We start from the raw sequence: 20,555 nt of genomic DNA on the forward strand, positions 1-20,555 counted from the left end.
AATTATCCTTATAGTGTTGTGTTTGAAAACTAATTTAAAGTTGACCGCACTTTTCTTTATAATGTAAACGGCAAACAGAAAGGTAAGAGTCATTGCCGCCAATTTGAATTTGCGCGCCTTCTTTAATAACCTCGCCTTGATCATTTAAGCGCAAAACAAAATTAGCCTTACGGCCACAATAACAAATTGTTTTTAATTCTTCGAGTTGATCTGCCCAAGCCAGTAAATATTTACTTCCTTCAAAAAGTTCCGCTTGGAAATCTGTACGCAAGCCATAACAAAGCACAGGGATTTTGAGTTTATCGACGACATCGCTCAACTGGTAAACTTGTTGCTTGCTAAGAAATTGAGCTTCATCCACCAGCACACAATGCACTTTTTCTTTTTTTAAGTGCTCATTGATTTCATCAAACAAATTGGTTTCCGAGCGAAATAAAAAAGCATCTTGCGAAATGCCAATACGCGATGTGACTTTCCCCACGCCAAAACGGTCATCAATCGCAGCCGTATAAACTACTGTGTTCATATCGCGCTCACGATAGTTATAGGAAGATTGTAGCAACGTCGTTGATTTTCCAGCGTTCATTGTGGAGTAATAGAAGTAGAGTTTCGCCATTTTTTCTCCTAAATTGCTGGTAATTCCGTCATAGCCCAACGAGGCTTAACATCAATAGCCAGATCGCTATGCTGACCTTGTTTTAAACGTAAAAAACCTGTGTAAGCAATCATGGCACCATTATCTGTACAAAATTGAGGTTGAGGATAAAACACTTCACCACCTAAATTTTGCATTAAGTGCGCAAGCGTTTCTCGGAGTTTTTTATTTGCACTCACTCCCCCCGCAATCACTAAACGTTTATAGCCAGTTTCTTTTAATGCGCGCTTACATTTAATAGCAAGGGTATCCACCACCGCATCTTGGAAAGCATAAGCAATATCTGATTTAGTTTGCTCTTTTAGTTCACCCTCGTTTTTAATTGCTTGATTAATCGTATTCGCAGCAAACGTTTTTAAACCAGAAAAACTAAAATCAAGGCCTGCACGATCTGTCATTGGACGTGGAAATGTGAAACGATTTGGCGTGCCTTTTTCTGCTAAACGAGAAAGTGCCGCGCCACCAGGATAATCTAGTCCAAGTAATTTTGCTGTTTTATCAAAGGCTTCACCTGCAGCGTCATCAATGGATTCACCAATCACTTCATATTTTCCTACACCATCTACACGTACCAATTGAGTATGACCACCCGATACTAACAAAGCGACAAAAGGAAAGTGCGGTGAATTTTCATCAAGCATTGGCGCAAGTAAATGCCCTTCCATATGATGAACACCAATCGCAGGAACATTCCACGCATAAGCTAAAGAACGCGCAATCGTAGCGCCGACAAGCAATGCGCCGACAAGCCCTGGACCACTCGTATAAGCCACGCCATCAATATCGCTTGCCGTTAACCTAGCTTCTTCTAGCGCAGCTTTAATGAGAGGAGCTGTTTTACGAATATGATCGCGCGATGCTAATTCAGGAACCACACCACCATAATCTGCATGTAGGGCAATTTGAGTATAAAGTTGATTAGCAATTAATCCTTTTTCTTCATCATAAATTGCTACGCCCGTTTCATCACACGAGGTTTCAATGCCTAAGATTTTCATTGATTTTCTTAATTTATTACCTAAAATGTTGCGCGATTTTACCCTGTTTAAGCGGTTTTAACCAGTTGAAACCACAAATATTAAGGTGAATTGGCATTCTTTCCTTTACTTTTTCCCTAAAAGTAGATTAGAATTGCGTCCTTTATTAAATTTACCATTTGCACAGTGGTGCTTTGGTGAAAATAAAATTTTAAATTGCAATTAAATTAAACTCATTGAGGTGATTGGCTTATGCCTGTAATTAAAGTACGTGAAAACGAATCATTTGACGTAGCTTTACGTCGTTTCAAACGCTCTTGCGAAAAAGCGGGAATCTTAGCTGAAGTACGCGCTCGCGAATTTTACGAAAAACCAACTACAATTCGTAAACGTGAAAATGCAACACTTGCAAAACGTCACGCAAAACGCAACGCTCGCGAAAACGCGCGCAATACCCGTTTATACTAATTTATAGTATTTTCTGACTCGAGTTAAGACAAACCGTGAATCCTTTGGACTCACGGTTTTGTTACTTTAAGCAAAACAAAAATCTACGCCAAAAACGACCGCACTTTCACACCACGATCACGGAGGCTCGACAATGAAAGGTTCTATTCCACGCCCCTTTATTGATGATTTGCTAACAAAATCCGATATTGTCGATGTGATTAACACGCGCGTAAAACTAAAAAAAGCTGGCCGCGATTATCAAGCCTGCTGCCCTTTCCATCACGAAAAAACACCATCCTTCACGGTTAGTCAAAAGAAACAGTTTTATCATTGCTTCGGCTGTGGCGCACATGGTAATGCCATTTCCTTTTTAATGGATTATGACAAACTTGAATTTGTAGAGGCTATTGAAGAACTTGCAGCGATGGCAGGGCTTGAAGTTCCTTACGAAAAACGCGCTAATAACAGCGGGAAACCTCAAGCTAATTATCAAACCAAACGAAATCTCTATGAATTAATGCAAGAGATTGCCAAGTTTTATCAAAGCCAATTGCCATTAAATACGCAAGCGCAAGAATATTTACAACAACGTGGGCTTTCGGCTGAAATTATTGAGCGTTTCCAAATTGGGTTTGTACCGAATGCAATGGATACGGTATTACGTAAATTTGGTGTCAATCGCGAAGAACAACAAAAACTCATTGAATTAGGCATGCTTTCTCGAAATGATCGTGGCAATATTTACGATAAATTCCGAAATCGCATTATGTTTCCAATTCGCGATAAACGTGGGCGCACAGTGGCTTTTGGAGGGCGGGTATTAACAGATGAAAAACCGAAATATCTGAATTCGCCAGAAACCATTACTTATCATAAAGGTAACGAGCTTTATGGTTTGTATGAAGCCTTACAAGCCAACGATGAACCAAAACAATTACTTGTTGTTGAAGGTTATATGGATGTGGTGGCATTAGCACAATTTGGCGTGGATTATGCGGTCGCTTCTTTAGGTACGTCCACAACATCAGAACAAATTCAACTTATTTTTCGTTCGACTGAGCAAGTTGTTTGTTGTTACGATGGTGACCGTGCAGGGCGTGATGCGGCTTGGCGAGCATTAGAAAATGCGTTGCCTTATTTAGAAGATGGCAGACAACTCAAATTTATTTTCTTACCAGAGGGAGAAGATCCTGATACTTACATTCGCCAATATGGCAAAGAAAAATTTGAAGAATATATCGAAAGTGCACAATCTTTAAGCGAGTTTATGTTTGCTCACTTAAGCCCACAAGTTGATTTTTCTAGCAAAGAAGGGCGCGGAAAATTAGTTGCTCTGGCTGCACCGTTAATTCGCCAAATTCCAGGGGAAATGCTGCGCTTATCACTACGCAATATGCTTGCTCAGAAACTTGGGATTTTTGATCAAACTCAGCTAGAAAATCTTATTCCAAAACAATTAGAACAAACTGACACACAACAAAAAGTTGCTAATAATAAAATCAAGAAGACACCAATGCGAATGGTCATTTCATTGCTTCTTCAAAATCCTGAATTAGTGAAAAGAATGTCTGAAAGCGGTGTGCAAGCATTACGTGCAGAAGCTGGTTTTGAAATTCTGGAAAAATTGACCGCACTTTGTCGCCAACGAGAAGGGATTACGACAGGGCAGATTTTAGAGCACTTCCGTGATACGCCTTACAACAATCCTCTTGAAATACTGGCAACTTGGGATCATTTATTAGACGAAGCAGAAATAATCAATGCATTTTCACAAAACTATCGCCGCTTAAATATTCAAGCCATTGAGCGGGATATTGAAATGCTTATTGCTAAAGAACGAGCTGAAGGACTTACTAACGAGGAAAAAACAGTGCTCGTTCACCTTTTAGCGGGTAAAGAACAGCAGAAAAAACAGTTAGTTAATCCGCAATAACAATGATAAAATTCTAAGTTTGTAACAAGAATTATATTGCTACTATCACATCAAGCAAAACGGATATAAAAATGGAAAAAAATCAACAATCTACAGCTGAACAATATTCAGAACAAATTGAACAACTGATGGAATTAGGTCGCACTCAAGGTTATTTAACCTATGCAGAAATTAATGATTTATTACCAGAAGATGTCATCGACCCTGAATATTACGATAAGTTGCTACAAACGCTGCAAAATGATGCAGGGATTCCGGTTTTGGACGAAGCCCCTGAAAGCGATGAGATGATGTTGAATGACACCATTCCGGATGAAGATGCGGTGGAAGAGGCAACCCAAATTCTTTCAAATGTAGAATCTGAAATCGGTCGAACAACCGATCCTGTCCGTATGTATATGCGTGAAATGGGAACCGTTGATCTTCTTACTCGTGAAGATGAAATCAGCATTGCAAAACGTATTGAAGAAGGAATTGATGAAGTTCAAACATCCATTGCAGCCTATCCTGAAGCTTTAAATGGGTTGCTAAAAAATTATGATGATGTGGAAAAAGGAAACTTCCGTTTAGCTGACTTAATTACAGGTTTTGTCGATCCAAATGCCGAAATAGAAGAACATAATGTCATTGATGAAAACTTTTCTGAAGACGGAGAAGAATCAGAAAGTGCGGACGTTGAAGATAATGAAGATGAAGACGAAAGCGAATCAGAATCTACATCAGATTCAAGCGAATCTGATAATAGCATCGATCCAGAGGTCGCGAGAGAAAAATTCCAACAGTTAAAAGACCAGCATACCAAAACGCTTGCTGTTATTGAAAAACATGGTCGCTCAGGAAAACGAGCCCAGGATCAAATCGTACTGCTTGGTGAAATTTTTAAACAATTCCGCTTAGTACCAAAACAATTCGATTTACTCGTTTTATCAATGAAAGAAATGATGAAACGTGTGCGCTATGAAGAACGCCAATTACAAAAAATATTAGTTGATATTGCTGGAATGCCAAAAGATGATTTTGAAAAACTCATTACAACTAATGGCAGCAATACTGAATGGGTACAAAAAGCCTTAAAATCAAGCAAATCATGGGCAAAACGCTTACCAAAATATGAAGAACGTATTCTTGAGGCATTAAACAACTTAGCTAACATTGAAGAAAATACGAAACTTACCATTACCCAAATGCGCGATATTTGTGATGCAGTCTCCCGAGGTGAACAAAAAGCTCGTCGTGCCAAAAAAGAAATGGTAGAAGCTAACTTGCGTTTAGTAATTTCCATCGCGAAAAAATACACGAATCGCGGTTTACAATTCCTAGACTTAATTCAAGAAGGGAATATTGGCTTAATGAAAGCGGTAGATAAATTTGAGTATCGCCGTGGTTATAAATTCTCTACATATGCGACTTGGTGGATTCGCCAAGCAATTACACGATCTATTGCAGACCAAGCTCGTACAATCCGTATTCCGGTACATATGATTGAAACAATCAATAAACTTAACCGCATTTCTCGCCAGTTACTACAAGAAATGGGACGTGAAGCAACGCCAGAAGAATTAGCTGAACGCATGGGTATGCCGGAAGATAAAATCCGTAAGGTATTGAAAATTGCAAAAGAGCCAATTTCTATGGAAACGCCTATCGGTGATGACGATGACTCACATTTAGGTGATTTTATTGAAGATTCAACCTTAGAACTTCCTTTAGATTCTGCAACAGCACAAAGCTTAAGAGTTGCGACTCACGAAGTTCTTGAAGGCCTAACACCACGAGAAGCAAAAGTATTACGTATGCGTTTTGGTATCGATATGAATACCGATCATACGCTTGAAGAAGTGGGTAAACAATTCGACGTTACACGCGAACGTATTCGTCAAATTGAAGCAAAAGCGTTACGTAAATTACGCCATCCGAGCCGCTCAGAAACATTAAGAAGTTTCCTTGACGACTAAAAGTTACAAATAAAAAGGAGCTATGCTCCTTTTTTATTACATTAAACTAATAATAAAAAAACCCGATCTAAGACCGGGTTTTATTTTGCCTATCTGACAAATTATTCTGCAACAACGATTACATCTAATGTTGCAAATACTTCACCGTGAAGTTGGAAACGAACATCGTGGTCACCAAGAGTACGGATTGGACCGTTTGGTAAACGAACTTCACTTTTCGCAATTTTAACGCCTGCTGCAGTTACTGCTTCTGCCACATCACGAGTAGTGATTGCGCCGAATAAACGACCTTCATCACCTGCTTTAGATGCGATAGTCACAGAACCTAATGCAGTAACTTCTGCTGCACGAGCTTGAGCTGCTGCAAGATTTGCTGCTGCTGCCGCTTCTAATTCTGCACGACGTGCTTCAAAGTGTTCAATGTTAGCTTTAGTTGCCATAACTGCTTTACCTTGTGGGATTAAGAAGTTACGCGCAAAACCTGATTTAACATTTACTTGATCGCCCACTTGACCTAAGTGAACAATTTTATCTAAAAGAATTACTTGCATTACCGTATCTCCTTAATTACTGATGATTGTCAGTGTATGGAAGTAACGCTAAATAGCGAGCGCGTTTGATTGCACGTGCTAATTGACGTTGGTACTTCGCACGAGTACCGGTAATACGGCTAGGTACAATTTTGCCGCTTTCTGAAATATAGTTCTTTAATGTAGCGATATCTTTGTAATCGATTTCAACAACATTTTCCGCTGTGAAACGGCAGAACTTACGACGACGGAAATAACGTGCCATTTGGCTAGTCTCCTAATCTATAAATTCGATTTGCTCGGCATGTAAAACTAATTGGCATAACCCACTTTGGGTTTTATGTGATGTAATAAATCCCACCACCAAAATTTTACTACCGACCGTAATGCTTTGAGTTTTTTCTATCAATTGATTACCACTAATTTGAACTGGCATCTTTAACCAAGCTTGACGTGTGAAACCACCTTCAATCTGATCAGAACGATGTTCTAACAAAAACTTGCAATGCTCAATTCCACTAGGGCTCTTTAATCGCTTTGGCAACTGAGAAACGATTCCCATAACCGAAAAACGATTATCAATTTTCAAATTACTCTTCAGCATCCTCAAAATCGTTGTTTTCAACTTCAGCTAAAGGTTTACGTTCTTCTTTAGCCGCTTTCATTGGGGACGCTTCTGTTACGGCGTGCTTAGTATGGATAACAAGACTGCGTAATACAGCATCGTTATAACGGAAAGTCGTTTCTAGCTCGTCGATGACTTGTTGAGGCGCTTCTACATTCATAAGCACATAGTGTGCTTTGTGTAATTTATTAATTGGGTACGCTAATTGGCGACGTCCCCAATCTTCTAGGCGATGAACTTGACCACCAGCTTCTTTTACAGAACCGGTGTAGCGTTCGATCATACCTGGTACTTGCTCGCTTTGGTCCGGATGAACCATAAACACGATTTCGTAGTGACGCATTACTGCTCCTTACGGGTTAATCAGCCTTTGACGTAGATCAGCCACCAATCTGCAAAGGCAAGGAACGAAAAATTCAATGTGGCTAAGGGTTGCGGATTATACCGATTTTTTTACGTTCCGCAACCAGTTTGAGTTCTTTTTGAACAAAAAAGAAGGCCGATATTATAACAATATCGGCCTATCTCAAGTCTTCTGCGATTAACGACTGCGGAAAATAATACGACCTTTACTTAAATCATAAGGGGTCATTTCTACAGTTACTTTATCCCCAGTCAAAATACGGATATAGTTTTTACGCATTTTTCCAGAAATATGCGCAGTAACCACGTGACCGTTTTCCAACTCCACGCGGAACATAGTATTCGGTAAAGTCTCTAAAATTGTGCCTTGCATTTCAATGCAATCTTCTTTCGCCATTGTATCCTCTAAAAATAATCGATTTTTTATCCGCACTTTAGGCGGAAAAGTTAAGAAAAACGGGCGGATTATAGCCGTTTTTGGCTTTCTACGAAAGAAAAAATAATATTGTTCATAAAAAACTCAATTTAGCATAAGTTAACAATGATTTACAAAGCCAAAACAAGCCCTATAATAACCGCACTCTTATAAAAGAAGATAATATATGAATTCAAAAAAACACTTAGGCCATACGGCGCGTAAACGCTTTGGTCAAAACTTTTTACATGATACCTCTGTAATTCAAGGTATCGTGGCGGCAATTTACCCTCAACCCAATCAATTCTTAGTGGAAATTGGCCCTGGACTTGGCGCATTAACAGAGCCGGTTGGTGAACTTGTTGATCATCTGACTGTGGTAGAGCTTGATCGAGATTTAGCAGAACGTTTACGTCATCACCCATTTTTACATCAAAAGCTCACCGTTATTGAAACGGATGCGATGCAATTTGATTTTGGTGCGCTGTATACAAAAGAAAATTTGGCAGAAAAAGGTCAGAAATTACGTGTGTTTGGTAACTTGCCATACAACATTTCTACGCCATTGATGTTCCACTTATTTAAGTATCATGATGTGATTCAAGATATGCATTTCATGCTGCAAAAAGAAGTGGTTAAACGCTTATGCGCAGGACCAAATAGCAAAGCTTATGGTCGCTTAACCATTATGGCTCAATACTTCTGCCAAGTGATGCCAGTACTTGAAGTGCCACCTTCTGCATTTAAACCTGCACCAAAAGTGGATTCAGCCGTTGTGCGTTTAATTCCTCATAAAGAATTGCCGCACCCTGTAAAAGATTTATATTGGTTGAACCGTGTTTGCTCCCAAGCGTTCAATCAACGTCGAAAAACATTACGCAATGCGCTTTCAACGCTATTTTCACCTGAAAATCTGACCGCACTTGGTATTGATTTAAATGCACGCGCAGAAAATTTGACTATCGCAGATTATGCACGCTTAGCGAACTGGCTTGCAGATAATCCACCAGCCGATATCAATAAAGATGAAATATTAGATTCAGAAGAGTAAAAAGAGCGATCAAAAATGGCAACCTATTTCGTCGGTGATTTACAAGGCTGTTATGACGAATTACAGCTTTTATTAGAGCGTGTAAATTTCAATCCTACGCAAGATAAACTTTATCTTGTGGGAGATCTGGTGGCGCGTGGTGATAAATCACTTGAATGCCTTCGTTTCGTAAAATCACTTGGTAATGCGGCGCAAACCGTACTAGGGAATCACGATTTACATTTAATTGCGACCGCACTGGGTATTAAAAAAGTGAAACCACGTGATCGTGTCGATGCTATTTTTAATGCACCCGATTTTGATGAGCTAATTCATTGGTTACGTCATCAGCCATTATTTGTGCATAATGAAAAGTCAAACTTCCTGATGGCACACGCAGGCATTTCGCCTGATTGGAATTTGGAAACTGCGAAATCTTGTGCAGCTGAAGTTGAACAGATTTTACAGCACGGCGATTTTCATTATCTTATTGAAAATATGTATTCTGAACAGCCTGATCGCTGGTCGCCAGATTTGCAGGGCTTAGCGCGTCATCGTTACATTATTAATGCTTTCACTCGCATGCGTTTTTGCTATTTAGATCATCGCTTTGATTTTGCTTGCAAATCCCCTTTAAAAGATGCACCAGCTGAGCTCACGCCTTGGTTTAATTTAGATAATCCACTTTATAAACAAATTCCCATTGTATTTGGACATTGGGCAAGTTTAGTCGATGAGCCTACTCCACCAGGTATTTATGCCTTGGATACAGGATGTGTGTGGAATAATCGGATGACCCTGTTGCGTTGGGAAGACAGACAGATCTTCACGCAAAGTGCGGTCAAAAATTACAGTGATTTTTAAGGAAACGCCATGCTCTCGCTCAATGCTGAATCTTGCGAACTGTTCAATATTCCTTTCTATCAATTTGCCCAAATGAAAAAATTCTGTCCAGAAGATATTCCGGCGATTAAAGCGGATTACAAATTACATTGGGATAATTGGAAAGCGATAATTCAATCTGTTTCAGCACAACTCGGTATGCCTTTTGCGAAACCGCATATTGAAAGTTGGACCAATGGTTGGCAAGTGCGGGCGCATTTCTTCGCTTATTTCAAATATGAATTTAATCAAGATTCTGCCGCTATCTTTTCTGTGCTATTAAATCGTCGTCGATTAAGAGTGTGTTTAGATTGGCATTGCTATCGTGCTGATCGCTCACAAATTAATGTGCAACAATATAATTATTGGCTTGATCAATTTGATTTCAAACAATTTGCTGATTTTGATATTTGGCGAGAAGATGAAAGCGAATATGATGATTTTCGCCAAGTAAAACAAATGACTAAAAACGATCTCATTTTACGCTCAGAAGAAGATTTTTGGTGCATAGGCAAAAGCATTGAAAAATCGGAGCTCAGTCAAATAAATCCCGTATATTTTATCACTCAAACTATTCAAGCATTACAACCAATCTACGAATATTGCCATCAATAAAAGTGCGGTTATTTTCATGAAAGTTTTTCGCCCTGTTTAGTTGTTATGTTATCATTACATTAATTTAACATTTTTAACAATTTTGCTTTTAGGAGTACATTATGAAAAACGTCGTGATCGTTGGCGGGGGGGCTGGCGGCATTGAATTAGCGACATTTTTAGGCGACAAATTAGGTCGAAAAGAACAGGCTAAAGTGACGCTTGTGGATCGCAATGCCACGCATCTATGGAAACCCTTATTACATGAAATTGCAACTGGCGTAATGGATGATGGCGTAGATTCTCTTAGCTATCGCGCACATGGTAAAAATCACCATTTCAGTTTTGAACAGGGTTCAATCACTCGTATTAATCGTGAACAAAAATATGTTGAACTCGCCCCTGTTTATGGGCAAGAAGGCGATATGCTCGTCATTGCTCGCCGAATTCCTTATGATTACTTAGTGATTGCGATCGGTAGCAAATCAAATGATTTCAACACAAAAGGTGTAGCTGATAACTGTATTTTCTTAGACAGCGCAGATCAAGCTTTGCGCTTTCAGCAAAAAATGTTGGAATTATTCCTTAAATTCTCTGAAAACCGTGCTTTAGATGATATTGGTGAAGAAGAATTTAAACAAAAATTAGTCGATGAAAATAAAGTAAATATTGCCATTGTTGGTGGTGGCGCAACCGGCGTGGAATTAACCGCTGAGCTTTATCATGCCACTGAAGACCTATCTTCTTACGGCTATGGCAAGATTGATAACTCATGTTTACAAGTCACTCTCGTTGAAGCAGGAGCTCGCTTACTGCCAGCATTACCCGAAGATTTATCAGCTGCGGTATTAGAGGAATTGCAAGAAATGGGCGCGAACGTGAAATTAAATACAATGATCACGGAAGCCCAACCAAATACCCTTATCACCAAAGATGGAGATGAAATTAAGGCAGATCTCATTGTTTGGGCCGCAGGCGTTCGCACTTCAACGGTGACACAACAATTTGATGGATTAGAACTCAATCGAATCAATCAATTAGTGGTAAAAGACACGCTTCAAACAACCGTTGATGACAGTATTTTTGCTATTGGCGACTGTGCAGCATTAACTCAGCCAAACGGTAAATTAGTGCCACCAAGAGCTCAAGCCGCACATCAAATGGCAAAAGCTTGTGCGAAAAATATCTTTGCACTTTTTGAGCAAAAACCATTAAAAGCATTTAAATATAACGATAAAGGCACCTTGGTTTCTCTCTCGAGCTTTACTGCATTAGGCAGTATTTCGAATAAATTTGGAAAAAATCCACTTACCGTTCAAGGTAAATTTGCACAATTTGCCTATGTATCCTTATATAGAATGCATCAACATGCTTTACATGGTTGCATTAAAATTGGATTGATTATTCTGGTTGATAAACTTAATCGTTATTTAAAACCAAGATTAAAATTACACTAATCTTTAAAAACAAAAGTGCGGTGAAAAATCACCGCACTTGTTATCGAAATTTAACTTCTTGTACAATTCGCTTAGCTGCAGCTATGGGCAATTGCCCGATAAAAGTAATTTCTTTTCCGCCATTCACTTCACTATAAATCGTATATGCCCCTTGTTTCCAAGTATTTTCTGGCAAAACATTAGAGCCAGCGTTAGAAACAAACAGAGTAAAAGTAAACAAACCATCGCTATATAGCGTACTATCTATCACTTCATTTTCTAATGTTTCTTGAGTATATCGAATTAAAGAAAAACCTTGTGGCAACCAACCTGCAGACCAAGTTATATCTGAGTTTTGTTCATTTTTACTCTCTTTCAATAACGGGGGCATTGAGACCTTGTTAATATACTCCGTCAATCCTCTTAGTCTATCGTCGATATAAAGCGTTACAACTCTAAACTGATCAAGTAATTTACCTTCACTATCAAGCATATCGCCGCGTAATAATAAACCATTTTCTTCATCGACAAAAACTAAATACTGATATCGAAAATCATCTTTAGGGACGATACGAATAGTGTCAGCAAAACGCCCAGCCACTCGATCTTTGCCTATTTTTATAAAATCATAAACTGAAGAAAGTTTATCAAAATCAGCACGAACAACGGCCGGCATTGCATCTACGATATTGCCACTATTAAGCGTAAATGCTTGAGTATTTGGCTGAAAATAACTGACTAAATTATCACGTTGAATAATTTCTTGTTGACGTCCATCAAGCGTCACTAATTGCGCATAAGTTTTATTATCTTTCTTAATATGACGATAGCGAAAGGAATCCATATTTGATGGCGTTGTTTGAACAAAGGCAATTTCATAATTGAGATTATCCAATGCTTGTGTCATTTTGTCTAAAGACTGCTTAGCAGAAAAATCTTCAGCAGAAGCAATGCTACTTAATAGTAAAGAAAGAGAAAGTGCGGTGAATTTTAACGCGATTTTTTTCATAAAAATAAATTTAAAGGATAAAAATTCACCACGCTAAATAACATATTAGGTGGTGAATTAACATAAACTAACTGAACTAATCGTATTATTTCTGACTATTACTACTTACATTTAATGCATCAGCATGCATACGACGTTGTAATTCATAGTTCTGTAACATCGCACCAATACGGCGACTTTTTTGTTCAAGCTGATCCGATGTTAATGTATCTTTACTCGGCGCATTATAGCTCACCTCTTGGACCGCATTATTAAATGGCAATGTTTGCAATACTGGAGTCTCAGGTAAATTAGACGCATCGTTTTTATTATTGAAAGATTGAACACCAAGTACCGCCACTAAACATACACCAGCAGCAACAGCAACTTGTGTCATTGGCGCAAAGAACGCTTTTAATTTTTGCATAAATACAGAATTATGTGCGTCTTCTGGTTCAGGTTGAGACACGGCAATGACATCGACTTTCTTCACGTCTTCAGATTCAATTAAAACTGCCATTTTAGCGGTAAAATCAGCCCCTAGAAACAAAGCGCTTTCTTTACGCATCACTGCTCGTACAGCATGGAATGCCTGCCAAGATTCTTGTAATTCTTCGTCTTTCAATAAAGCATCTGTCAAGCCAGCATCGACTTGTTCGCCATCCATATAGGCTGAAAGTTGCTCTTTTTGCATAGTAAACTCCGACTTTTTTATTCGCGTTGCATCAGTGGCTGAATTTTATTCTCAATAATTTCCCTTGCGCGGAAAATACGAGAACGAACAGTACCAACAGGGCAATCCATAATTTCTGCAATCTCTTCATAGCTTAAGCCTTCTAGCTCTCGCAAGGTGATTGCTGTTTTTAAATCTTCTGGCAAACTGTGAATCGTACTAAACACGATTCGTTCAAGTTCACTAGATAACATTTCATTTTCGGGTGTATCTACATCCCGCAAGTGCGTACCCACATCATAATTTTCAGCATCCTCAGCTAAAATATCTTCATTAGGTGGACGACGCCCTTGAGCCGTTAAATAATTTTTTGCCGTATTGACGGCAATTCGATAAAGCCATGTATAGAAAGCACTTTCGCCACGAAAAGATTCAATTGAGCGATAAGCCTTTATAAAGGATTCTTGCACCACATCAGGAATATCGTTACGTGATACATAGCGAGTCAAAAGCCCCGCCACTTTATTCTGATAACGAGAAACCAACAAATTGAAGGCTTTCTTATCCCCTTGCTGCACTCTTTCTACCAAAGCCTGATCTGTTAGCTGTTCAGCCATATTTCTCCTATGCCAATATCTAACACGCCTTAATATTCAAGACAGCAAGCTCTTGTTGCAATCTCAGACACAAGTGTGTGAAAAAAGTTCATACGTATCTTAATAATTTTAATTAGTTGTGATTTTTTGTACGTTTTGGATATATTCCACCATAGATTGAATGTCTGAATCTGATGATTGACCACGATTAAAAAACCAAGAAAACAGCTGCAGATCTGTACTTGCTAATAAACGAATAAATATATCTTTTTTGTCATCTGTTAATTCATCAAAATGCTCCAAATAAAAAGGCATAATGATTTTATCCAACTCCAACATTCCTCGGCGGCAATCCCATTCAATACGGAGTTTATTATATTTTTCCATTTTTAATTCCTTAAATTTTAGGGGGCGATTATAGCCTAAAAAATAACAATAAAAAAAGGTTGGCATATTTACCAACCTTTATTTTTCAATTTCATTATTTATTCTTTAACAAATCACGAATTTCTGTGAGCAAATCTTCTGATGTTGGACCTGCTTTTTTCTCTTCTGGTTTTCTCACTTTATTAAGTGCCTTAATCATCATAAAGATTGCAAAAGCAATAATAATGAAATCAATCACATTCTGAATAAATACACCGTAGTTTAAAGTAACAGCAGGAACATCACCTTGTGCTTGAGCTAATACAAATTTCATATCTTTGAAATCAATGCCACCCGTTAAAATACCAAGCACAGGCATAAAAATATCACTAACAAGTGAACTTACGATCTTACCAAACGCACCGCCGATAATCACACCGACAGCCATATCTACAACATTACCGCGCATTGCAAATTCGCGAAATTCTTTAATAAAACTCATAATAATTTTTCCTTTAGAGATTGAATAAAAGAGCGCCTATTATAATGAGTCGCTCTTAAAAGTAAATAAATCGTTAAATGAAGAATGCACTTGGCTGGAACAATTTTTCAATTTCAGGCACATTCTTCTTATCACTCAAATAAATCACCACATGATCGCCTTCTTCAATCAAAACTTGGCGTCGTGCAACAATTACATCATTCCCACGTAATAAAGCACCAATAATAGTTCCCATAGGCAAACGCAACTCACCGATTTTTCTTCCCACCACGTTGGAGGTACTTTCATCACCATGTGCTACAATTTCGATAGCTTCAGCAATACCATGTCGTAATGTCGCCACATTTTTCACATCCCCTTTACGAACATGTCCAAGCAGAGCAGAAATTGTCGCTTGCTGTGGTGAAACCACAATATCAATACTGCCACCTTGAATCAGGTTTATATAAGCAATTCGTTGAATCAGCACCATTGCCTTCTTGGCACCCAAACGTTTTGCCAATAAAGCGGACATAATATTCGCTTCATCATCACTACTCAATGAAAGGAACACATCGACATTTTCAATATGCTCTTCAAACAATAAATTTTGATCAGATGCATCACCATAAAAAACCAAGGTTTTTGAAAGTTTTTCAGCTAACAAATTAGCGCGTTCTTCATCACGCTCAATTAATTTTACGGTACAAACATTTTCCAAACATTTCGCTACACCAGCGGCAACATTTCCGCCCCCAACAATCATTACACGTTTATAAGGTTTTTCTAATCGTTGAAGTTCACTCATTACTGCTTTTATGTGCTCAGTTGCACAAATAAAAGTAATTTCATCACCGGCTTCAACAATAGTAGAACCCTGCGGGCGAATCGGTTTGCCGTTACGCAAAATAGACATAATACGACAATCAATATGTGGCATATGTTCACGAAATGCGGAAAGCGCATATCCAACCAAAGGACCACCATAATAAGCTCTTACCACAACCATGCTAATACGATTATTAGCAAAATGGGCAACTTGTAATGCCCCAGGATAAGCAATTAAGCGTGTAATTTCATCTGTCACAAGATTTTCAGGCGAAATCAAATGATCAATAGGTACATTTTCATCATTGAATAACTTATCTTTTTCACGTAAATATTCTGAATTACGAATACGGGCAATACGCGTTGGTGTATTAAATAATGTATAGCCCATTTGGCAGGCTACCATATTGATTTCATCAGAGGCTGTTACGGCAACCATTAAATCTGCATCGGCCGCACCTGCATCACGAAGCACTTTGGGTGATGATGGCGAGCCTTGCACCACACGCAAATCATGCTTTTCTTGTAAGGCTTGTAACTGTGGGGACTCGTTATCAACTAGTGTAATATCATTATCTTCGCTAACCAAATTTTCAGCAAGCGTCGTTCCTACCTGACCTGCGCCCAAAATAATAATTTTCATCGCTTACTCCGTTCGTTCTAATACAAGAGGACGAATGCCTATTTCTGATGAATTTAGACCGCACTTTAATGCGTTAATTTGGCGACAAATTTCATCTGTCACGCCATTAGCCTGAGCCATTTGTTCTTCAGTAATCTCCTGTGGCGCTTTTTGGAATAAAATCGCATCCAATAGCCGTTCTGCATGCATTCCATCTCTGCAGTAATGAAGTACGCCAACATCATTAAATAGCGTTGCAACTTTAGCTATCTTAGTTGTCGCAATACCAAGTGCACCATCTTCACCGCCTAATTGATGAAATAATTCATCTTGTGGGAAACCACCACATGCCAAGAAAAAAGCTCGACGAAAAACCACGCTCCCACCACAGGTCATTCGCATGTGTTGCCATGCAAACTCAAAATTAGGATGTTCAGCATAACGCGCGGGCAAATCAATCGGCTTTAATGCTAAACGTACCACTGAGGTATCTGGTTGAAAATGAAAAGTCGCCGCTGCAACTTCTAATGCGCCCTGTTCATAAGCATCATCAGCGTCTAGAAAAGCAATAAATTCATTACTTGATTGCAAAGCGCCCCAATTGCGCGCTTTAGCCACGCCACTATTTTTCGGCATAGACTCAACAACTATTTTTTCTGGATACTGCGTAGCCCATTCTTGCGCTAAAGTTAACGTGTTATCTTTAGAGCTATCATCAATCAACCAAATTTTTCCCAAATAAGTTTGAGACAATACGGACTGCAATGCGCGTGATAGCGTTTGTTCTGCATTATAACAAGGAATAATGACATCAATATTGGAAAACATTTCTGCCTCTACGCACATTTACGTAACTTTGCATAATAGAACCCATCACCACTATTTGGTTGCGGAATGAATTGAAAACCCACCGCACTTTTATCATCACCAAAAGGTAATGACAATAACTCCGCATCCGCGTGAGCATTTAAAAATGCTTGGATTTGTTCGCAATTTTCTTCTGGCAATACAGAACAAGTCGCATAAAGCAAAACACCATTTTCCTTAAGTTTTTCCCAAAGCGCACTCAGAATTTTCTTCTGTAATTCAACGAGCTGAGCGATATCGGCTTCTTTACGTAACCATTTTATATCGGGGTGGCGACGAATCACCCCTGTAGCAGAACAAGGAGCATCAAGTAAAATTCGGTCAAATTTCACCGCACTTTTACCGATTTCAGCTAACCATTCGTCAGGTTGACTCGCATCACCACACACCACCATCGCTTGCTGATTTAAACGTTCAAGATTTTCTTCTACTCGTTTTAAGCGATGAGATTCCACATCTAATGCAATCACATTAGCTTGAGGTGCCAATTCCAAAATATGAGTTGTCTTACCGCCCGGTGCAGCGCAAGCATCGAGGATCCATTCCTCATTTTTTGGCTCAAGCAACGTTGCTGCCCATTGAGCACTCAAATCTTGCACCGTTACAGCACCATCTTCAAAGTGCGGTAATTTTTGCACTGCAATCGGTATATCTAAACACAGCGCATTAGGGTGATGGCTTGTTTTCGAAGAAACACCTTGTTCTTCAAGTAAAGTGCGGTAAGTTTCGAGTGCGTTTTTTTGTGAATTCACACGTAGCCACATTGGTGGTTTCTGATTGTTCGCCTCAATGATCTCACGCCAATTCGGATAAGCTTTTTTTAATTTATTCACGAACCATTCAGGGTGAAGTGTTTGCCAATTTTTATCGATAATTGCCAAAATTTCATCTTGCTCACGTAAAAATCTACGCAAAACCGCATTCACTAATCCTCTAAAACTATCAGATTTTAATGATTTTGTTGCATTCACAACTTCATCAACTGCCGCATGAGCAGGCACTCGCATGTAAAGCAATTGGTATAACCCTACAAGCAACAAGCAATGAACAATGCGAGTTTTACCTTTAAGTGGTTTATCCACAAGACGTTTGATAATTTGCTCTAAGCGAGGCAATACGCGACACACGCCAAAACAAATTTCTTGTAACAAGGGCAAATCTTGGGCTTTTACAGAAGGTTGCACTTCTGGAATTAATGCCGACAAGGATTTTCCCTCATCCAATACTTGCAAAATTAAGTTTGCGGCAATAGCCCTGGTCGAAAGTGCGGTCATTTTTACTGAATTTTTTATGTTGATAGTTTTAGAAGAAAATTTTTTCATTATGCAAGCACCTTACCAATAGTAAACCATTCTGCACGGCCATTTAATAAATCTTGTGCAGACATAGGCTTTTTACCTGCAGGTTGTAATTGCAATAAGTTTAATACACCATCGACAGTCGCAATTTGAATGCCATTTTTGTCCGCACTTAAAATAGTTCCCGCTGGTTTATCTTGATGAGGCAACACTTCCGCTTGATATACTTTTAAAGTTTGTGCATTGCCATCCTTATCTTCTGTTGAAAAATAAGCAATCGGCCAAGGATTAAAAGCACGAATATTACGCTCAAGTTGCATTGCAGGAAGTGACCAATCTAATTGTGCCTCTTCTTTAGAAAGTTTTTCTGCATAATTACTTTGGCTGTCATCTTGTTTTTCGGCTATAAATTTACCGTTTTCAAGATTGTCTAAAACATCGATTAATGCTGATGGAGCGAGCTCTGCCAGTTTGTTATAAAGACTTGTTGAAGTTTCAGTCGGTAAAATATCACAATAGACTTTGTGTAACATATCACCTGTATCTAAACCTTCATCCATTTGCATAATGGTGACACCAGTTTGTGCATCACCAGCCCAAATTGAGCGCTGAATGGGTGCTGCTCCTCGCCAACGCGGAAGAATAGAGCCATGCACATTCAAACAACCTAAACGAGGGGCATCTAATACAGCTTTCGGTAAAATTAATCCATAAGCCACAACAACCATTACATCTGCATTTAACGCTTTTAGTTCAGACTGCGCTTCTTCTTTACGTAAGGATTTAGGTTGATAAACGCGAATATTATTTTGCTCAGCAAGTTGCTTGACTGGACTTGCTTGCAATTTTTTACCCCGACCAGCTGGTTTATCAGGTTGAGTATAAACAGCGATCACATTATGTTGGGAATTTAGAATGGCTTGTAAATGCTGTGCAGCAAAATCTGGCGTACCAGCAAAAATAATATTAAGTGATTTCATAATGTTCTACGTTATGGTGATTGATAGGAAAAAGTGCGGTTAAAACCAACCGCACTTTAATTAAGAATCAGAAGCTTATTGTTTCGCAATTTGTTTTTTATATTTCACCAATTTTTCTTTAATACGTTGGCGTTTAAGTGGAGAAAGATAATCAACAAATAAAATTCCATTAAGGTGATCAATCTCGTGTTGAATACAGATCGCAAGCAAACCATCCGCATCTAAAGTAAATTCTTTTCCATCACGATCTAACGCTCTCACTTTCACTTTTTCTTTACGAGGAACCAACGCACGGAACCCCGGAATGGATAAACACCCCTCTTCGATTCCCGTTTCGCCTTCAAAAGATAAAATTTCAGGATTAATCAAGACAAGCTGATTTTGTTTATCACCTTCAACATCAATAGTAATAATACGTTGCAAAATATCTACTTGAGGTGCGGCTAAACCAATACCTTCTTCTTGATACATCGTATCAAACATATCATCAACAATTTTACGAATTGCATCATTAACTTCAGTAACAGGCTCACAGACAACCTTCAAATGATCATCAGGATAAATTAAAACATTAAGTGCGGTCATAATTTCTCTTGTTTTTAAGGGTAGAATTTTAGCGGGATTGTAGCACAGCTAATAAAACATTTATAGGAAGTGACTTCATATGAGTTGAAAAATCACTTATTTATTAAAAATTAAAATCAGACTCTTATTTGATTAAATAATGAATAAATTGTAAAAAACAAAAACCCCAGCTTTTCAACTGGGGTTCTTCTGCTTTTATTTTATTTAATTTAGATTCATATTTGGTAACCTGGCGGTGCCCTACTCTCACATGGGGATGCCCCACACTACCATCGGCATTACAGCGTTTCACTTCTGAGTTCGGTATGGTGTCAGGTGGTTCCACCGCACTATCGCCGCCAGGATAATTCTTTGATAACTTTTATTCTAACTTCTATCTATGTTCTTCATTGGCCACAAGCTGAACGTTTAGTTAATTTCTTTTTC

The 20,555-nt window shown here is 38.7% G+C and carries 24 protein-coding genes and 1 rRNA gene; 7 read left to right on the forward strand and 18 right to left on the reverse strand.

Going from position 1 to position 20,555, the window contains the following annotated elements; translation table 11 throughout:
- Nucleotides 1–34 precede the first annotated feature (34 nt).
- Both A9501_RS03565 and tsaD read right to left on the reverse strand, forming a co-directional pair.
- Nucleotides 35–616, reverse strand: coding sequence for a thymidine kinase (locus A9501_RS03565; protein WP_046942645.1), 582 nt, complete (start codon nt 614–616; stop codon nt 35–37).
- Nucleotides 617–624: 8 nt separating this feature from the next.
- A complete protein-coding gene (gene tsaD, locus A9501_RS03570; RefSeq protein ID WP_048952886.1) occupies nt 625–1,653 on the reverse strand; it encodes a tRNA (adenosine(37)-N6)-threonylcarbamoyltransferase complex transferase subunit TsaD in 1,029 nt (342 codons plus the stop codon).
- A 231-nt stretch (nt 1,654–1,884) separates the two neighbouring features.
- On the opposite strand from tsaD, the gene rpsU reads away from it, so the two are divergent.
- The 3 genes from rpsU to rpoD all read left to right on the forward strand — a co-directional run bounded on the left by rpsU (nt 1,885) and on the right by rpoD (nt 5,970).
- Nucleotides 1,885–2,100, forward strand: coding sequence for a 30S ribosomal protein S21 (gene rpsU / locus A9501_RS03575; protein ID WP_005627632.1), 216 nt, complete (start codon nt 1,885–1,887; stop codon nt 2,098–2,100).
- 133 nt (nt 2,101–2,233) lie between these two features.
- Nucleotides 2,234–4,015, forward strand: a complete 1,782-nt coding sequence (gene dnaG, locus A9501_RS03580; RefSeq protein ID WP_065264929.1) for a DNA primase — start codon at nt 2,234–2,236, stop codon at nt 4,013–4,015.
- 71 nt (nt 4,016–4,086) lie between these two features.
- Nucleotides 4,087–5,970: an RNA polymerase sigma factor RpoD gene (rpoD, locus tag A9501_RS03585; RefSeq protein WP_048952884.1), complete on the forward strand. Its 1,884-nt coding sequence runs from the start codon at nt 4,087–4,089 to the stop codon at nt 5,968–5,970.
- A gap of 101 nt (nt 5,971–6,071) precedes the next feature.
- Here the strand turns inward: rpoD and rplI are convergent, their stop codons facing one another.
- The 5 genes from rplI to infA all read right to left on the reverse strand — a co-directional run bounded on the left by rplI (nt 6,072) and on the right by infA (nt 7,885).
- On the reverse strand, nt 6,072–6,521 hold the full coding sequence (rplI, locus tag A9501_RS03590) for a 50S ribosomal protein L9 (RefSeq protein ID WP_005627626.1): 450 nt from the start codon (nt 6,519–6,521) through the stop codon (nt 6,072–6,074).
- A 16-nt stretch (nt 6,522–6,537) separates the two neighbouring features.
- Complete coding sequence (gene rpsR / locus A9501_RS03595) at nt 6,538–6,765, reverse strand: 30S ribosomal protein S18 (RefSeq protein WP_005598105.1); 228 nt, start codon at nt 6,763–6,765, stop codon at nt 6,538–6,540.
- 12 nt (nt 6,766–6,777) lie between these two features.
- Nucleotides 6,778–7,104 (reverse strand): primosomal replication protein N, encoded by a 327-nt coding sequence (priB, locus tag A9501_RS03600; protein WP_065264930.1) that lies wholly within the window; start codon nt 7,102–7,104, stop codon nt 6,778–6,780.
- A complete protein-coding gene (gene rpsF / locus A9501_RS03605) occupies nt 7,091–7,468 on the reverse strand; it encodes a 30S ribosomal protein S6 (protein ID WP_005627620.1) in 378 nt (125 codons plus the stop codon). Before rpsF ends, priB begins: the two co-directional genes overlap by 14 nt.
- A 198-nt stretch (nt 7,469–7,666) precedes the next feature.
- Complete coding sequence (infA, locus tag A9501_RS03610; protein ID WP_005627617.1) at nt 7,667–7,885, reverse strand: translation initiation factor IF-1; 219 nt, start codon at nt 7,883–7,885, stop codon at nt 7,667–7,669.
- Nucleotides 7,886–8,090: 205 nt separating this feature from the next.
- On the opposite strand from infA, the gene rsmA reads away from it, so the two are divergent.
- From rsmA to A9501_RS03630, 4 genes are all read left to right on the forward strand, one after another.
- Nucleotides 8,091–8,954 carry a 16S rRNA (adenine(1518)-N(6)/adenine(1519)-N(6))-dimethyltransferase RsmA gene (rsmA, locus tag A9501_RS03615; RefSeq protein WP_065264931.1) on the forward strand — a complete coding sequence of 288 codons (864 nt, stop codon included), beginning with the start codon at nt 8,091–8,093 and terminating at the stop codon, nt 8,952–8,954.
- Between the two features lie 15 nt (nt 8,955–8,969).
- Nucleotides 8,970–9,797 carry a bis(5'-nucleosyl)-tetraphosphatase (symmetrical) ApaH gene (gene apaH / locus A9501_RS03620; protein ID WP_046949344.1) on the forward strand — a complete coding sequence of 276 codons (828 nt, stop codon included), beginning with the start codon at nt 8,970–8,972 and terminating at the stop codon, nt 9,795–9,797.
- Between the two features lie 9 nt (nt 9,798–9,806).
- Nucleotides 9,807–10,430: a glucose-6-phosphate 1-dehydrogenase family protein gene (locus A9501_RS03625; protein ID WP_065264932.1), complete on the forward strand. Its 624-nt coding sequence runs from the start codon at nt 9,807–9,809 to the stop codon at nt 10,428–10,430.
- 101 nt (nt 10,431–10,531) lie between these two features.
- Nucleotides 10,532–11,866: an NAD(P)/FAD-dependent oxidoreductase gene (locus A9501_RS03630; RefSeq protein ID WP_065264933.1), complete on the forward strand. Its 1,335-nt coding sequence runs from the start codon at nt 10,532–10,534 to the stop codon at nt 11,864–11,866.
- Between the two features lie 40 nt (nt 11,867–11,906).
- Here the strand turns inward: A9501_RS03630 and rseB are convergent, their stop codons facing one another.
- The 11 genes from rseB to rrf form a co-directional block, all read right to left on the reverse strand.
- Entirely contained in the window at nt 11,907–12,854 is a 948-nt protein-coding gene (gene rseB, locus A9501_RS03635) for a sigma-E factor regulatory protein RseB (RefSeq protein ID WP_065264934.1), read from the reverse strand.
- Between the two features lie 85 nt (nt 12,855–12,939).
- Nucleotides 12,940–13,527, reverse strand: coding sequence for a sigma-E factor negative regulatory protein (locus A9501_RS03640; protein ID WP_065264935.1), 588 nt, complete (start codon nt 13,525–13,527; stop codon nt 12,940–12,942).
- Between the two features lie 17 nt (nt 13,528–13,544).
- Nucleotides 13,545–14,123, reverse strand: a complete 579-nt coding sequence (rpoE, locus tag A9501_RS03645; protein ID WP_005627595.1) for an RNA polymerase sigma factor RpoE — start codon at nt 14,121–14,123, stop codon at nt 13,545–13,547.
- Nucleotides 14,124–14,231: 108 nt separating this feature from the next.
- Nucleotides 14,232–14,489, reverse strand: coding sequence for an FAD assembly factor SdhE (locus A9501_RS03650; RefSeq protein WP_065264936.1), 258 nt, complete (start codon nt 14,487–14,489; stop codon nt 14,232–14,234).
- 94 nt (nt 14,490–14,583) lie between these two features.
- Nucleotides 14,584–14,970, reverse strand: a complete 387-nt coding sequence (mscL, locus tag A9501_RS03655) for a large-conductance mechanosensitive channel protein MscL (protein ID WP_005630888.1) — start codon at nt 14,968–14,970, stop codon at nt 14,584–14,586.
- A gap of 73 nt (nt 14,971–15,043) precedes the next feature.
- Nucleotides 15,044–16,420 carry a Trk system potassium transporter TrkA gene (gene trkA, locus A9501_RS03660; RefSeq protein WP_065264937.1) on the reverse strand — a complete coding sequence of 459 codons (1,377 nt, stop codon included), beginning with the start codon at nt 16,418–16,420 and terminating at the stop codon, nt 15,044–15,046.
- A 3-nt stretch (nt 16,421–16,423) separates the two neighbouring features.
- Complete coding sequence (locus A9501_RS03665; protein WP_065264941.1) at nt 16,424–17,227, reverse strand: glycosyltransferase family A protein; 804 nt, start codon at nt 17,225–17,227, stop codon at nt 16,424–16,426.
- Nucleotides 17,228–17,235: 8 nt separating this feature from the next.
- Nucleotides 17,236–18,588 carry a 16S rRNA (cytosine(967)-C(5))-methyltransferase RsmB gene (rsmB, locus tag A9501_RS03670; RefSeq protein ID WP_065264938.1) on the reverse strand — a complete coding sequence of 451 codons (1,353 nt, stop codon included), beginning with the start codon at nt 18,586–18,588 and terminating at the stop codon, nt 17,236–17,238.
- Nucleotides 18,588–19,544: a methionyl-tRNA formyltransferase gene (gene fmt / locus A9501_RS03675; protein ID WP_065264939.1), complete on the reverse strand. Its 957-nt coding sequence runs from the start codon at nt 19,542–19,544 to the stop codon at nt 18,588–18,590. The genes rsmB and fmt overlap by 1 nt, the downstream gene beginning before the upstream one ends.
- 75 nt (nt 19,545–19,619) lie before the next feature.
- On the reverse strand, nt 19,620–20,129 hold the full coding sequence (def, locus tag A9501_RS03680; RefSeq protein WP_065264940.1) for a peptide deformylase: 510 nt from the start codon (nt 20,127–20,129) through the stop codon (nt 19,620–19,622).
- Between the two features lie 227 nt (nt 20,130–20,356).
- A 5S ribosomal RNA gene (rrf, locus tag A9501_RS03685) occupies nt 20,357–20,472 on the reverse strand.
- Between the last annotated feature and the right edge of the window lie 83 nt (nt 20,473–20,555).

The sequence above is a fragment of the Haemophilus sp. CCUG 66565 genome (genome assembly GCF_001679495.1).
Taxonomy (GTDB): domain Bacteria; phylum Pseudomonadota; class Gammaproteobacteria; order Enterobacterales; family Pasteurellaceae; genus Haemophilus; species Haemophilus haemolyticus_K.

What these genes read in the sequence shown, in the direction of transcription:
- A9501_RS03565 (WP_046942645.1), bottom strand. Translation starts at nt 616, where the DNA reads ATGGCGAAACTCTACTTCTATTACTCCACAATGAACGCTGGAAAATCA.
- tsaD (WP_048952886.1), bottom strand. Translation starts at nt 1,653, where the DNA reads ATGAAAATCTTAGGCATTGAAACCTCGTGTGATGAAACGGGCGTAGCA.
- rpsU (WP_005627632.1), top strand. Translation starts at nt 1,885, where the DNA reads ATGCCTGTAATTAAAGTACGTGAAAACGAATCATTTGACGTAGCTTTA.
- dnaG (WP_065264929.1), top strand. Translation starts at nt 2,234, where the DNA reads ATGAAAGGTTCTATTCCACGCCCCTTTATTGATGATTTGCTAACAAAA.
- rpoD (WP_048952884.1), top strand. Translation starts at nt 4,087, where the DNA reads ATGGAAAAAAATCAACAATCTACAGCTGAACAATATTCAGAACAAATT.
- rplI (WP_005627626.1), bottom strand. Translation starts at nt 6,521, where the DNA reads ATGCAAGTAATTCTTTTAGATAAAATTGTTCACTTAGGTCAAGTGGGC.
- rpsR (WP_005598105.1), bottom strand. Translation starts at nt 6,765, where the DNA reads ATGGCACGTTATTTCCGTCGTCGTAAGTTCTGCCGTTTCACAGCGGAA.
- priB (WP_065264930.1), bottom strand. Translation starts at nt 7,104, where the DNA reads ATGCTGAAGAGTAATTTGAAAATTGATAATCGTTTTTCGGTTATGGGA.
- rpsF (WP_005627620.1), bottom strand. Translation starts at nt 7,468, where the DNA reads ATGCGTCACTACGAAATCGTGTTTATGGTTCATCCGGACCAAAGCGAG.
- infA (WP_005627617.1), bottom strand. Translation starts at nt 7,885, where the DNA reads ATGGCGAAAGAAGATTGCATTGAAATGCAAGGCACAATTTTAGAGACT.
- rsmA (WP_065264931.1), top strand. Translation starts at nt 8,091, where the DNA reads ATGAATTCAAAAAAACACTTAGGCCATACGGCGCGTAAACGCTTTGGT.
- apaH (WP_046949344.1), top strand. Translation starts at nt 8,970, where the DNA reads ATGGCAACCTATTTCGTCGGTGATTTACAAGGCTGTTATGACGAATTA.
- A9501_RS03625 (WP_065264932.1), top strand. Translation starts at nt 9,807, where the DNA reads ATGCTCTCGCTCAATGCTGAATCTTGCGAACTGTTCAATATTCCTTTC.
- A9501_RS03630 (WP_065264933.1), top strand. Translation starts at nt 10,532, where the DNA reads ATGAAAAACGTCGTGATCGTTGGCGGGGGGGCTGGCGGCATTGAATTA.
- rseB (WP_065264934.1), bottom strand. Translation starts at nt 12,854, where the DNA reads ATGAAAAAAATCGCGTTAAAATTCACCGCACTTTCTCTTTCTTTACTA.
- A9501_RS03640 (WP_065264935.1), bottom strand. Translation starts at nt 13,527, where the DNA reads ATGCAAAAAGAGCAACTTTCAGCCTATATGGATGGCGAACAAGTCGAT.
- rpoE (WP_005627595.1), bottom strand. Translation starts at nt 14,123, where the DNA reads ATGGCTGAACAGCTAACAGATCAGGCTTTGGTAGAAAGAGTGCAGCAA.
- A9501_RS03650 (WP_065264936.1), bottom strand. Translation starts at nt 14,489, where the DNA reads ATGGAAAAATATAATAAACTCCGTATTGAATGGGATTGCCGCCGAGGA.
- mscL (WP_005630888.1), bottom strand. Translation starts at nt 14,970, where the DNA reads ATGAGTTTTATTAAAGAATTTCGCGAATTTGCAATGCGCGGTAATGTT.
- trkA (WP_065264937.1), bottom strand. Translation starts at nt 16,420, where the DNA reads ATGAAAATTATTATTTTGGGCGCAGGTCAGGTAGGAACGACGCTTGCT.
- A9501_RS03665 (WP_065264941.1), bottom strand. Translation starts at nt 17,227, where the DNA reads ATGTTTTCCAATATTGATGTCATTATTCCTTGTTATAATGCAGAACAA.
- rsmB (WP_065264938.1), bottom strand. Translation starts at nt 18,588, where the DNA reads ATGAAAAAATTTTCTTCTAAAACTATCAACATAAAAAATTCAGTAAAA.
- fmt (WP_065264939.1), bottom strand. Translation starts at nt 19,544, where the DNA reads ATGAAATCACTTAATATTATTTTTGCTGGTACGCCAGATTTTGCTGCA.
- def (WP_065264940.1), bottom strand. Translation starts at nt 20,129, where the DNA reads ATGACCGCACTTAATGTTTTAATTTATCCTGATGATCATTTGAAGGTT.